At 47.1% G+C, this 12024-nt stretch carries 14 protein-coding genes and 2 pseudogenes; 15 read left to right on the plus strand and 1 reads right to left on the minus strand.

The genetic code is table 11. The features are described 5' to 3' along the window. Nucleotides 1–73 precede the first annotated feature (73 nt). From FEM44_RS13205 to FEM44_RS13250, 10 genes are all read left to right on the plus strand, one after another. Nucleotides 74–805 carry a fimbrial biogenesis chaperone gene (locus FEM44_RS13205; RefSeq protein ID WP_033555943.1) on the plus strand — a complete coding sequence of 244 codons (732 nt, stop codon included), beginning with the start codon at nt 74–76 and terminating at the stop codon, nt 803–805. Nucleotides 806–828: 23 nt separating this feature from the next. Further along, complete coding sequence (locus FEM44_RS13210) at nt 829–1416, plus strand: pilus-assembly fibrillin subunit (RefSeq protein ID WP_135523619.1); 588 nt, start codon at nt 829–831, stop codon at nt 1414–1416. A gap of 17 nt (nt 1417–1433) precedes the next feature. After that, entirely contained in the window at nt 1434–2003 is a 570-nt protein-coding gene (locus FEM44_RS13215) for a fimbrial protein (RefSeq protein WP_135523620.1), read from the plus strand. Further along, nucleotides 1996–3336 carry an FKBP-type peptidyl-prolyl cis-trans isomerase gene (locus tag FEM44_RS13220; protein ID WP_135523621.1) on the plus strand — a complete coding sequence of 447 codons (1341 nt, stop codon included), beginning with the start codon at nt 1996–1998 and terminating at the stop codon, nt 3334–3336. Before FEM44_RS13215 ends, FEM44_RS13220 begins: the two co-directional genes overlap by 8 nt. Then, a complete protein-coding gene (locus FEM44_RS13225; protein ID WP_135523622.1) occupies nt 3333–3893 on the plus strand; it encodes a fimbrial protein in 561 nt (186 codons plus the stop codon). The genes FEM44_RS13220 and FEM44_RS13225 overlap by 4 nt, the downstream gene beginning before the upstream one ends. Before the next feature lie 38 nt (nt 3894–3931). Continuing rightward, a complete protein-coding gene (locus FEM44_RS13230; RefSeq protein ID WP_276606501.1) occupies nt 3932–4246 on the plus strand; it encodes a PapB/FocB family fimbrial expression transcriptional regulator in 315 nt (104 codons plus the stop codon). Then, entirely contained in the window at nt 4230–4610 is a 381-nt protein-coding gene (locus FEM44_RS13235) for a hypothetical protein (RefSeq protein ID WP_135523623.1), read from the plus strand. Before FEM44_RS13230 ends, FEM44_RS13235 begins: the two co-directional genes overlap by 17 nt. A gap of 24 nt (nt 4611–4634) precedes the next feature. Beyond that, complete coding sequence (locus FEM44_RS13240; RefSeq protein ID WP_135523624.1) at nt 4635–5651, plus strand: PixG protein; 1017 nt, start codon at nt 4635–4637, stop codon at nt 5649–5651. Nucleotides 5652–5752: 101 nt separating this feature from the next. Then, on the plus strand, nt 5753–5968 hold the full coding sequence (locus FEM44_RS13245; protein ID WP_135523625.1) for a FaeA/PapI family transcriptional regulator: 216 nt from the start codon (nt 5753–5755) through the stop codon (nt 5966–5968). Between the two features lie 38 nt (nt 5969–6006). Beyond that, entirely contained in the window at nt 6007–6648 is a 642-nt protein-coding gene (locus FEM44_RS13250; RefSeq protein WP_135523626.1) for a DsbA family protein, read from the plus strand. A 1046-nt stretch (nt 6649–7694) separates the two neighbouring features. On the opposite strand, the pseudogene FEM44_RS25550 reads toward FEM44_RS13250, so the two are convergent. Continuing rightward, nucleotides 7695–8004: pseudogene (locus tag FEM44_RS25550) on the minus strand (IS66 family transposase); the annotation flags it as partial. A 20-nt stretch (nt 8005–8024) separates the two neighbouring features. Here FEM44_RS25550 and FEM44_RS13265 point away from each other — a divergent pair. The 5 genes and pseudogenes from FEM44_RS13265 (at nt 8025) to FEM44_RS13280 (ending at nt 12024) form a co-directional block, all read left to right on the plus strand. Then, a pseudogene (locus FEM44_RS13265) lies at nt 8025–8628 on the plus strand (SAM-dependent DNA methyltransferase). 162 nt (nt 8629–8790) lie between these two features. Then, entirely contained in the window at nt 8791–9783 is a 993-nt protein-coding gene (locus FEM44_RS13270) for a nucleotidyltransferase (RefSeq protein ID WP_240731791.1), read from the plus strand. Between the two features lie 46 nt (nt 9784–9829). Then, on the plus strand, nt 9830–10591 hold the full coding sequence (locus FEM44_RS25555) for a hypothetical protein (protein ID WP_240731792.1): 762 nt from the start codon (nt 9830–9832) through the stop codon (nt 10589–10591). A gap of 232 nt (nt 10592–10823) precedes the next feature. Beyond that, nucleotides 10824–11567, plus strand: coding sequence for a ThiF family adenylyltransferase (locus tag FEM44_RS25560; protein ID WP_240731793.1), 744 nt, complete (start codon nt 10824–10826; stop codon nt 11565–11567). A 1-nt stretch (nt 11568) separates the two neighbouring features. Then, nucleotides 11569–12024, plus strand: a complete 456-nt coding sequence (locus tag FEM44_RS13280; RefSeq protein ID WP_240731794.1) for a Mov34/MPN/PAD-1 family protein — start codon at nt 11569–11571, stop codon at nt 12022–12024.

The following is a 12024-nucleotide window of genomic DNA, read 5'->3' on the forward strand; positions in this document are numbered from 1 at the left end:
TACAGGCATAAATCGATAAGTGGACGGTGTTGCACCACAGACGACACCGGAACCAGAACTGAGAGAAGAAAAGATGCTGAAAATGAAACCGGCGCTGAAAAAAACGCTGATGGCGGTAGCGTGCCTGAGCGCAGTACCGGCAGCCCAGGCTGCCATCTCCCTGGATCGTACGCGTGCGATTTTTAATGGCGGTGAGAAATCGATGACGCTGAATGTGGCCAATGATAACAAACAGCTTCCGTATCTGGCGCAGGCATGGATAGAGAATGAGAAGCAGGAAAAAATCACCACCGGACCGATTGTGGTCACTCCGCCGGTGCAGCGTCTTGAGCCGGGAGCCAGAAGTATGGTCCGTCTGGCCAGCACCCCGGATATCAGCAAACTGCCACAGGACCGGGAATCCCTGTTCTACTTCAATCTTCGTGAAATCCCGCCGAAAAGTGATAAGGCGAATGTGCTGCAGATAGCCCTGCAGACCAAAATCAAGCTGTTTTACCGCCCGAAAGCCATTGAGGCAAAACCCAATGCTGTCTGGCAGGACCAGTTGGTGCTGAACAAAACCAGCGGAGGTTACCGGATTGAAAACCCGACGCCGTATTACGTGACGGTGATTGGCCTTGGCGGCAGTGAAAAACAGGCGAAGGAAGGCGAGTTTGAGGCTGTGATGCTGGCACCGAAGTCCACACAGACGGTGAAATCCGGAACATACAGCACGCCATACCTGAGCTATATCAATGACTACGGCGGACGTCCGGTGCTGCAGTTCAGCTGCAGCGGAGACCGCTGTACAGCGGTGAAGAAATAAGCGTGCAGTAACAGGAGCCGGAGATGAACAGGACAACAACAGGGCTCTGTCTGGCTGCGCTGCTGGTGAGCTGCAGCATGAACAGTGTGCTGCGGGCAGATGAGCTTGTCATACGGGATAACTTTTTTGTGGCAGATGAGACCCGTCACCAGTGGGTGAATGAGCGCAATGGCCGTATCGGGATGCTGACAGTCAGTGGTGCGCTGTTGTCATCCCCGTGCACGCTGGAGACAAATGAGGTGGAGCTGCCGTTACAAAAAAGTACGGAAGGCATCATGACGCGTTATGCGCTGAAGCTGAATCTGCTGGGATGTGGTGACGGTGGTGCGGTGACCTCTGCCGCTTCAGTGGCAGGACGTGACAGCATGATGGTGATGCAGAGTGCCCTGCTGACGGGGGTGGAGGATGGCGTGCTGCAGCCGGAACAACGAATGGTCAGCGCGGGACGCGCTGTTGTGTACGGTGGTGCGAATCAGTTCACTTACTGGCTGAGTGAGGCACAGCAACAGGCGCTGGCGGGACAGCAGGCGTCAGACCGTGCGCGGGGGAAACCGTACATGAACCCGCGGGACAACCCGGCCCTGTTGCGTCTGCGGCTGGATTATGAATGAGAACGGAGGAAAGCAGAATGAAAGGCATTATTTCCGGAACGGGGATTACCCGACTGGCGGGCTGTCTGCCTCTGTTGCTGACGCTGTCTGTCGGTGCGGTGACTGTCACGTTTGACGGGGAGTTACTTGACCGTCCCTGTCAGATTGACCCCGCCAGTCTGAATCAGACCGTCCAGTTTCTTGAGCGACCGGTAAAGGATTTTCAGTACGCGCCGGGACGGGGACCGGCTGAGAATTTCAGTATCCGGCTGGTTCAGTGTAACACCGCTACGATATGGAAAACGGTGAAGCTCAGATTCAGCGGGGATAAGGAAAGTGCCATGAGGGAGCAGTCTGAATACTTTCTGAAGGTTACGGGTGTTAATGCAGGAAAGCTGGCCATTGGTATCCTGGATACGGACGGGACAACCCTGATGAAGCTGGGTGAGGCTTATCATAACCATGGGCAGGGTACCCCCGTTGACCGGGATACGCTGCAGTTTAATTTTAAAGCTTACGTGCAGGCCACACCTGAGGCGCTGGCGCAGAAAAGCGTGACACCGGGCAGTTATGCATCCACAGCAAATTTTGAGTTGTTCTATGAATGACAGACTGAAAATATTCCGCCGGATACTGCAAACGACGGGAGGTGTTGCACTGTTATTGTGGGGTGGCTGTGCCGGAGCCGGAGACAATTCAGGAGGTGTTCCGGGCATACTGAAGTTTGCACAGCAGTATCAGCAGCAGGAAGCCTCTGCCATAAAAGAGGGAGGTTCAGGTGGAAAAACGGACAGTGTCGCCAGGTCTGTCGGAAAAGGTGAAGCAGGGGCGGGCAGCACTACCGAACTGCGACGCCGGCTGACGCTGAGGGAACAGGAGGTTCGACAGCTTAAAAAGGAAAACCGGGGACTGCGTGAACGACTGAAAGTGCTGCCTGACACTGCACAGGATAATGCAGAAAAAGACAAGGTGGTGGCTTCCCTGAAAGCGGAACTTGATGAAAGCAGGAAACAGCTTGAGACCATCACCAGAAAGGGAGAGCAGGCTCAGGAAACGCTGAATGCGCAGGTTATTGAGCTGAAACAGCAACTGTCCCGTATGGAAACGGAAAGTAAGGCTGCTGCTGAACAGGCCGGAAAAGAAAAGACTGAGCTGCAGGCCACGCTGAATACCCTGAAAGCTGAAATGGCGGATATGCCGGTAGTGACAGCAGAAATGCTGAAACCTGACGATATGCAGCAGACTTATGCCGCCGGTGTGATGCTGGGACGCGATATGCTGAATCTCCAGGTTGCACAACAACAACTTGGTCTGAAAACAGATAACCGAATTCTGATGGCAGGAATACGCGATGCGCTGAACAGGAAAGTTCTGCTGAATGAATCTGTTCTGGATGTCGCTCTGCAGCGGGCGGAAGAGCTGGCACAGGAAGCCCGTCTGGCTGTGATTCGCGAACAGAAGAAGGTGGGGGCAGCCTGGCTTGAGAAGTTCAGAAAACAGAAAGGCGTGAAACAGGCGGAAGGGGGATTCTGGTACCGGAGTGAGTATGCCGGCGATGGTGAGTTTATCCGTGGTGATGACACCCTGGTGGATGTTGTGGTGACAGAAAAACTGACGAATGGCACGGTTGTTGAAGATATGGATGCAAGAGGTCGGGTGATATCTCAGGTCCTGGGTGAATATCCGCCGGTGTTCCGCGAAGCACTGATGTTGATGAAGAATCACGGAACAATGGAGCTTGTTGTCCCTCCGGAGCTGGCTTACGGTGATGAGGGATATCCACCAAAAGTTCCCCCGGGAGCAACCATGGTTTACACGCTCAGGGTTGAAGAAGTGAAGCCTGTTGCAGAACCCGCGTCCGGTGAAAGCGCCGGGAAAAAAGCGTTATCTCTGGCCGGAAAGAATGACAAAGCAGGCCGGACAGAAGGAGTGAAAAAATGAAAAACAGAATGAGGCTGATATTATCAGCACTGACGGGCGGAGTTATGTTGTTATCGGCACCGGCCATGGCAGTGGATGTCCCCATAAAAATAACCGGAACCGTTTATATCCCCCCCTGTAAAATAAAAAATGATACTGACTTTAAAGTCTCTTTCGGAAAGATTGCGCTTCAGAAAGTGGATGGACGGAATTATGCACAACCCACAACCGTGGAAGTCAGTTGTGAGTATTTCCAGGGAAAACCATATATCCGTCTGTCCGGGGGAACCGGTCAGCTTTCCGGTGCACCCGATAATGTGCTGAAAACCACGGGTGCTAATCCTTCGGCACTGGGAATTGCATTATATCAGGGTGGGGGGGTGGATCCTCAGAATCCGCTCAGGCTGGGTGCCGGAGCACAGGGACAATATGGATATGAAATCACAAAAGGCCTTTCAGCCGTTAATGTTCAGAGCAGCCAGTTTACGTTCACAGCGGTGCCTTATAAATATGGCAATACAGAACTGAATGCCGGAACTTTCAATGCTTCGGTCACAATGAGCATCAGTTACCTGTAACAGAAAAAACTGTAATAAGGTGGAGAAATATGAAATATATGCGGTATAGCGCGCTAAACCCTGAATCAGTTCATGCTGCGAAATATTTATGTCCCGGAAAGGTTATGCCGGAGCATTTTGAACAATTGATGTTGCTGTCTAAAATAAGAGGGAAGAAGATTAATGCTGCACTGAAGGATTTTCTTGTTCACGGAAAAACACGGAAGGAAATATTTTGTATCTATGGTATCAGTCCGGGATATTTTTCTCATAAACTTAATCAGTTAAGGTATTGTAGTCGAATGATTATGGATTTACTTCCTTACTACGTGTGTGACGATGCGGATAATATTCAAAATGAAAGAATACATTAAACCAGTGTTCCTGGTTCTGCTTACTGGTATATTGCTTGGTGGATGCGAAAGCAGACCAGGCAAACCTTTACACCAGACGACAGGAATAAAACCAACGAGTAGTTCAGGAGATCGTCTGGATGATGTTGAAAAAATGGAACGCTGTCGGCGGGAACTGGAGGCGCTGAAGAAAATAGATTCGGCGGTATATAACAAACGTAAAGCGGAATTTGACAGACTGGTCTCAGGCGCATCGCTTTATAACGGAGTAAGAAGTGATGTCGGAAATTATACTCAGAGTGCAGTTGATGCATTGTACCGATTCAGATCAAATAAATTGTGTGCCGATATAGCCAGTGACGTATTAAAGGAGTTGGCTAAATAAAAGCAGTATGCCATGGAGTGTTCTATGAGTTATTTTAAAATAAAGTATTTTTTATTTTTATTTCTGATTTCTAATGGAGTGTTTTCTGCAGGTAGCAATTATCAGAATTTTTTATGGGCTCCAGCCTCTCCATCTTCTGTATCAAATGCAACCTCAGTGACTATAGATGATAGAGCTGTATCACAAGTATCTATCACATTTCCACAGATTAACACTTGGAAAGTGTTAGCCACATCCTGTAATGGATATTGGGGTGCACTGCAAAAAGGAAACTATAGATATTGGCTGCAATATAAGACTGGATGGCAGAAGACCTCTGAAGGGTTAGTATATCGATTTAATGATGTCAGTAATTGGGATGTAGCGTTATCAACACCAGTGCCAGGTGTTAATACTATGGTGAGTACAAATATTTACAAGGAACAAGGAATGTCTGGTTGTTGGCAGTTAGGAGAGATTGTGGGATTTAATCCAGACGTACCTATTCCGGTATTTCGTGTGAATATCGAACTTCAGCGGAGTACTGCTTTTCCTGGTAAATATACTATTCGTGTACCATATTGGTGGGCATATGAAGAAAATAAAGGAAGTGGATACGATGATGCTATAGCATGGCGTAGTTTTGGTATAATTATGCAGAATGAATCGCCATCTTACATTGGTATACCTGTTGTTATTACGTCAAAATGCAATTTCAACACATCGCCAATAAATTTATCCCATGGTTCACTGGCTGGGCGGGATGCTGATGGCAACCAGACAACACCTTACAATCTCAATGTTACCTGTATGTCAGGAACTTCATTGTCGGTGAAACTTATTGGTTCACAAAAAGTATCAGGTAAAACAGATAACTATACACGGTGCGGAAGTGGCGGAATGTGTGAACTGACATTTGATAATGGTAAACATGATGAAACAATGACTATCGATAACAGCAAGACGCTATCTATTAAATCCACTTATCACCTGAATGATATTACTAAACCGGTGGCTGAATATTTTGAAGGAAGTGGCGTGTTGCAGGTGCTGGTAAATTAAAACATTATTGTTCGTATTGTTTTTATTTTTACATTGCATCGGGCCTGAGTTAACTGGGGCAGAGTGAGTATCTACGCCGGACTTCCGGAGTTGACATAAATATGCGTTCACAACCTGACTGTTATGAAAAAATCATCCGTTTTATGGAAGAGCGAGATGCATCCGTATCACCGCTGAAAACGCGTGAAATTGCGGATGGTTGCGAAATGTCTGTTTACCTGGCGCTTTATTATCTCCGGGAGTTGAACCGGCAGCATATTGTGGAGCCTGACCGCAGTGGTAAGGGAAGCGCTATCTACTGGCATCTTGTGAATTAATTATCTGAATTTGATAACTAAATTATGGAATCTGCATAATGCGTAAAGGCAGACTGATTTCTCTTTTTTTGTGCTTGGCATTGTCCGGCACAGTATATGCAGCAGAGGAAAACGCAACATATTCGGTTCTGGATAAACCGATAACGAGTGCCGTTCAGGATAATGAAACGGTGGTTGAGTTTTTTTCTTTTTATTGCCCACCCTGTTATGCCTTTTCTCAGGATTACGGCATTGATAAAACCATCCGCGAAAGCCTTCCTCCGGGGAAAAAACTGGTCAAGTATCATGCCGGTTTTCTGGGAGAGCTGGGAGAGGAACTGACCCGGGCGTGGTCAGTGGCAATGGTGCTGGGTGTGGAAGATAAGGTGGAGCCGCTGTTATTTGATGCCGTGCAGAAAACGCGGAGACTGAAATCAGCTGCAGATATTCCGGGGATTTTTATCCGTGCGGGTGTTTATCCGGGGGAATATGTGCAGGCACTTGCCAGTAAGGAAGTGGCTGAGATGACAGAGAAGCAGAAACGTCTGTTCAGGGAGTATGGTGTGACCGGCACCCCGTCCGTGTATGTCAACGGCAGATACCATATTGAGAACAGTGCATTTCAGGCAGACAGTGTGGAGGCTTTTCGTAAAAGCTACATTGCTGCGGTGAAATCCCTGACTGACCGGATAGATAAATAAATTGTTGTAATCATGGAGACAGTGTGGGTTGCCGGACGCAGCAGTTATGAAACAACCGGCGTAATACATCTGTTAAAAGGCTGTGGTATCAGTGCCGGGCTTTTCCGGCCGGGAGGACGGCTCCGAGCCGGAGACACGTTGATACTCTGTTTCAGTAGTGCACCTTTGCTGGGGTGGTGGCGGTATCTGAAGATAACACAATGGGTGATGCATCGTTATGATATACGGTTGATTGTTCTGTGTCCTGATGAGCTGCACCGGGCTGGTATTGTATGTGGCAGAAATACATTGTCAGTGAATGGAGAACACAGTTGTATTCATTTGTCCCGGTCATTACAGCAGGCAGTACAGTGCTGTCTGCCGGAGAAAATACTGACCCCTTATTGGGAATGTATCGGGCTGTTTTTTCTGGAAAGAGCTGTTCAGGCCCTGCGGATTCATCCCTCCGGGGAGGCCGACTGCCCGGCAGCACGAAGAGCGAAGAGCATACTACCGGCGTGGCCAGATGGTTCAGAGCCTGGGGATTATTTCACTGCTGAAGCTGAAAGTATTCATGGCCGGTTTTGTCGGGTAACCGTCCCCATTCATATCTGAAGATGGAAGCATTTCCCGGCGTGGGGGACCGGACGGAGAGGGTGATAATGTGTTGTCGGTGCCGAAAGGGGCAATTCGGGATATATGACAGTCGTGAGCGTCCTGTCGGAAGAAGGCTGTTACTTGCTTTTCTGGCTGGTTTTATTTCCGAGGTGTCAGTTGTTATTTATGTGCTGAGCTATATAAGTACTCCGTAAATTACGGGTGTCGTATTACTTTAGAGGAACAGGAATAAAGCCTAGTATTTCGTAAGGAGTCGGGGGAACTCGCATTGCGCGATCACCGGCGATATGGAAGAGGACGCTCAGTTCGCCTGACGGGTGTAAGGCAGCAATTCATCCCGCCGGGATGTCGGCTACGACGGAAGTTTCTCCAGTACACCCCGCAGCTAGGTTACCGGATCCAGACCGTTCAGCCGGGTTGTATGCTGCAGGGGCATCAGCGCCGCCCACCGCTTCACGGATACCCGATGGCACCGGGGATCAACTTCTTGGCTGTCACGGAATAGCGCGCTGTAACCGACATAACCGTCCACCACCAGAGTCTCCGATCAGCCGGCCAGCATCGCCCGGACATATTCTCCCCACGTCCCCGCAGGCAGTCGTACACCACGATATCGCGCTCACTGCCCGTAGCACTGACATACGCCCACAGGTAACCCTTTTTCGCTTTGCCCTTCTGTGTGACTTGGAGCTGCAGCGGCGTCTCGTCTGCCTACAGCACCGGCTGGGGCAGCAGGTCCCGCTTCAGGGCCTCCTCCAGTTCGCGGATATGTTGTTCTAGTGTCGACTTTTCTACCTGCATGGTTTAACCGGACTGCCCGTTATCACAAACGCCATAAGGTGTTTGAGGATTTTGTCAGTTGCAGTGTGATTGCCCTGGAGAACCGGCTTCAGTTCAGTGAGACGCGGGAACTGAAGTACCTGCGAATCGTCAGTGGTTATGAAAAGCAGGATGTTATCAACATGGCGCATTTACTTGCCCATGTCACTGAGGGGCTGGAGCAGGGATTCAGTGATTTTCTGGGCGGCGTGTTCATGCAACTGGAGCTGACATGTGAAAGCGTTGTTTGAGAACAAGCCCTTTATCACGCTCAGTGAACCTGCCTGTGGTGCTGGCAGTATGATTCTGGCTATGGCTGACACCCTGAACCGTTCGGGTTATCCGGCATACCGCAGGATGTGGGTGTCGGCAACGGATATTGACCCGCTGGCAGCCGGCATGGCGTATATACAATTGTCGCTGTGTGGTGTGGCCGGAGAAGTGGTGATAGGCAACTCATTGTGTAATGAGCGACGCCGGGTGCTGCTGACGCCCGGACATTACCTCGGAAACTGGTTATATCGTCTACGTCATGTTCAGGAACAGGCTGCCGCCTGGTGCTGAATGTTTTTTGCTATGACTAAGCCAGCCTTCGGGCTGATTTTTATTTTGTGAAAAATGGTAGTAGAGGGATATCCTCTTAATTAGATTAAATTTTTATCTGATACTTGAAATCAGGCGAAGCGGCACCAATTTAACTCTGTTTGCAACAAATGCGGGGGTAATATGAGTCTTCAGAATAAATTTAAGAATTTTCATGATGCTATCAAGTTAGGAAGGAAGGACCTTGAGTACACGACGGCCCGTCTTAAGGACGATAGCATTACTGCTGATATTGTTGAACGATTCAAAGAGGATGGATATCCGGTCATTGAGGATTTCATTCAGGGATCTTTGGCGACTTCCACTGGTATCCGGGAAAAGGGGCAGGATTACGATATTGACCGTGCGATTGTAATTGAAGCAAAACTGGCTCCAGAAAACCCAATAACACCGAAACTTGCAGTTTTTGAAGTGTTGGAAAAACGAGGTTTTAAAAATGCTAAGATTAAAAAACCTTGTGTGACTGCTGATTACAAGGCTGATGATCTTCATATCGATATTCCTATTTACCGTAAGTATGATAACGGTCAGTACGAATTGGCCGTTGGAAAGAGATATTCAGACGAGAATACTCGTGAGTGGGCCAGAGCTGCGCCACGTGAACTTATTGACTGGGTGAATAATTACGACGCTAATGAAGCTTATGGTTCGAATAAGCATGACCAATACCGGCGTATTGTCAGGTACCTCAAACGTTGGAGAAATTTCACATTTGGTGATGATGTACGTCGTAAAATTTACTCCATCGGTATTACGGTTATGGTTAAGGAATCCTTCTTCTCTTCAATCAACGATGAAGGGTTTCCTGATGATCTCTCTGCGCTGAGGAAGACAATAAATTATATTCTCAATTATCAAAACTATTTCACCCCAGTTGAGGATGGTAAATATGGAATCAAAGCTACGCTTCCTGTAAGCCCTTTCAGAGATATTTTTCATGGTAGTAGTATCGTGACAGGTACTCAGTTTCGCAATAAGCTAAGTGCGCTGTTGAAACCTTGGATAAGGTTGCAGACGAAGATCAAGAGTCCAGGCAGTGTGAATTGCTGCGAAGTGTATTTGGTGAAGATTTCCCTGAGTGTGCAGCAACTTCATCTGCTTCGTCATCCACTGTAAAAACGGTTTTTGCATCTGCTGGAGTTGTTGGGACATCGCAAGGCGCATGAATTATTCAGCCATTTTGACTCATTTAAACGAATGCGGATACAAAGTATCCGCAATTCCATCGAAGACGGCAGAGGTCGGATTTTTAACCATCGAACTGGAGATCAACGGTATTCAAGTTACTCTTTTGCATGCCGCTGTTCCTGAACTCTCGAAATTGCCGAGTTTCCTCTTGGTCAATCCATCAACATTGCCCCGACTTGCACACACCATGTTCTATCCTGATAGCCAATTTGCAAGTATTTGTGTGAATGTCCCTGATGCAGTATCCGTGAATTTTGAGTGCCCTGAGTTGGCCTTCGAGGAATCGCTTAAAAGACATATATCTTTGTTGAGCCGAGCTTTAACTGATAGCGATTGGAATACTCAGGAATTACTTCGGGAATTTGAAACTGGATGGTTAAATATAGTTGAGCCGGACACATCTCCTTTTCTTTGTTTAACTGAAAGTGCAACACCAGAAGAGTTGTGTGTTCTTAAGCCACGAAAAGATTACATCGGTCTGGCTAAATATTACTTAGGCTATGTAGAAGGGGCTATTCCCAAGAATATTTTTTCACCTATCAATAGGGCCATAAAAGAACGGCAGGCCGCAAATGGCAACGGATTTGTTATACCGTTGAGCGTGATAAAACCTGCTCCATGGAAAAAGGATGAACTTGCTGACTGGTATCTTGAGCTACTGTCAGGTCTATCGGCGGATGTTAAGAGCAAATTAATGCAACAGTTTGCTCATAAGCGTTCGCATGAGTTTTGGTAGTCTTTAATGCCCAAACTCCTTCAGGAATTACATGGTTTGGAATCCATTTCACCCAAAAAGAATTCCGGTAAAGGTCGAAAAACGTTGCCCTTCAAGCATTCACATCTGGTCGAATGGAAGCTTGAACCTGTCAAGGTATTAACCTTTAATAAAGAAAGGATTATGCCAAGAAGTGGCGCGAAACAATCCCTTACTAGCAAGAAAGTTATGCTTGTCGGGTGTGGTTCTGTAGGTGGTGATTGCAGATAAACTCGCAGCTTCTGGTGTTGGCCATATAGATTTATATGATCCAGATACACTTTCGTTTGATAATCTTTATCGGCATATTCTGCCACCGCAATATGCTTCATTCCATAAATCAAGTGCGTTGTTGCACAGTCTTACTAGTAAATATCCATGGCTCGAGATTGGAAGTTACACAGGTAAACTACTTGATTTGAGGCATCGTGACTTACTAATGAAGTATGATCTTATTATCGTAGCAATAGGAGCGCCGACTCATGAACGATTGTTTCATGATTATTTGATTAGAGAAAAAATTAATGTACCGGTTATTAACTCATGGGTTGAAGGGTACGGTATAGGTGGGCATGCTGTTCTGACAATTCCGGGAACAAAAGGTTGCTTACGTTGTGCATATGTTGACCCTGTAGATTTTTCAAGAGGATTAGTTTCCAACTTGAACTTCCTTGCTCCAAATCAGGATTTAACTAAAAATCATGCTGGGTGTGGTGATGCGTTCCTGCCTTATTCATACATAGCTTCAACTCAAACAGCTCTCATTACCGCTGATCTCGGAGTCAAATATCTTCTTGATAAGATTCGACAATCATCCAGAGTGAGCTGGAAGGGGAGCTCTGAGGATGCTATAGCAAATGGATTTAAATTGAGCGGGAGATACCACACATTCACCCGTATGTTAGAAGTTCTGCCCTTGTTCAATAACGAGTGTGATATCTGCAATGGAGAATTTTGATGTGCTAATTATCGATACAGAACATTTTAATCTTCGCATTTCAAAGAAAGTGAATAATATCTGGCAGGAGTATCGACAGCTCAAACCAATGGATTCTGAGGCATGTGGAGTACTCATTGGTGACAAAGATTTTGAGATTGAGCGTTACTGTTTGGTTGAAATTACAGTGCCGCAGAAAAAGGATCTATGCACAAGAATGAGTTTTACTCTCAGGGATCCCGAGCATCAGAATATAGTTGATCGACTATATATGAATTCTAGGGGGCACTTGGCTTACCTTGGTACATGGCATACGCATCCTGAAAAAAATCCTTATGCTTCATACATCGATATTAGAGACTGGAAAAATTGTAAGCTACGAAATCCAGGGCAGATGCTTTTTTTTATAATAATCGGTACGAAAAAAAACGCGCTTTACTATTTTTACAATGAAAATCTCCTGCGGCAAGAATTCTGA

It is taken from the genome of Escherichia sp. E4742 (genome assembly GCF_005843885.1).
Taxonomy (GTDB): Bacteria; Pseudomonadota; Gammaproteobacteria; order Enterobacterales; family Enterobacteriaceae; genus Escherichia.

Excerpts from the sequence above, each read along its gene's own strand:
- FEM44_RS13205 (WP_033555943.1), top strand. The coding sequence starts at position 74 with ATGCTGAAAATGAAACCGGCGCTGAAAAAAACGCTGATGGCGGTAGCG.
- FEM44_RS13210 (WP_135523619.1), top strand. The coding sequence starts at position 829 with ATGAACAGGACAACAACAGGGCTCTGTCTGGCTGCGCTGCTGGTGAGC.
- FEM44_RS13215 (WP_135523620.1), top strand. The coding sequence starts at position 1,434 with ATGAAAGGCATTATTTCCGGAACGGGGATTACCCGACTGGCGGGCTGT.
- FEM44_RS13220 (WP_135523621.1), top strand. The coding sequence starts at position 1,996 with ATGAATGACAGACTGAAAATATTCCGCCGGATACTGCAAACGACGGGA.
- FEM44_RS13225 (WP_135523622.1), top strand. The coding sequence starts at position 3,333 with ATGAAAAACAGAATGAGGCTGATATTATCAGCACTGACGGGCGGAGTT.
- FEM44_RS13230 (WP_276606501.1), top strand. The coding sequence starts at position 3,932 with ATGCGGTATAGCGCGCTAAACCCTGAATCAGTTCATGCTGCGAAATAT.
- FEM44_RS13235 (WP_135523623.1), top strand. The coding sequence starts at position 4,230 with ATGAAAGAATACATTAAACCAGTGTTCCTGGTTCTGCTTACTGGTATA.
- FEM44_RS13240 (WP_135523624.1), top strand. The coding sequence starts at position 4,635 with ATGAGTTATTTTAAAATAAAGTATTTTTTATTTTTATTTCTGATTTCT.
- FEM44_RS13245 (WP_135523625.1), top strand. The coding sequence starts at position 5,753 with ATGCGTTCACAACCTGACTGTTATGAAAAAATCATCCGTTTTATGGAA.
- FEM44_RS13250 (WP_135523626.1), top strand. The coding sequence starts at position 6,007 with ATGCGTAAAGGCAGACTGATTTCTCTTTTTTTGTGCTTGGCATTGTCC.
- FEM44_RS13270 (WP_240731791.1), top strand. The coding sequence starts at position 8,791 with ATGAGTCTTCAGAATAAATTTAAGAATTTTCATGATGCTATCAAGTTA.
- FEM44_RS25555 (WP_240731792.1), top strand. The coding sequence starts at position 9,830 with ATGAATTATTCAGCCATTTTGACTCATTTAAACGAATGCGGATACAAA.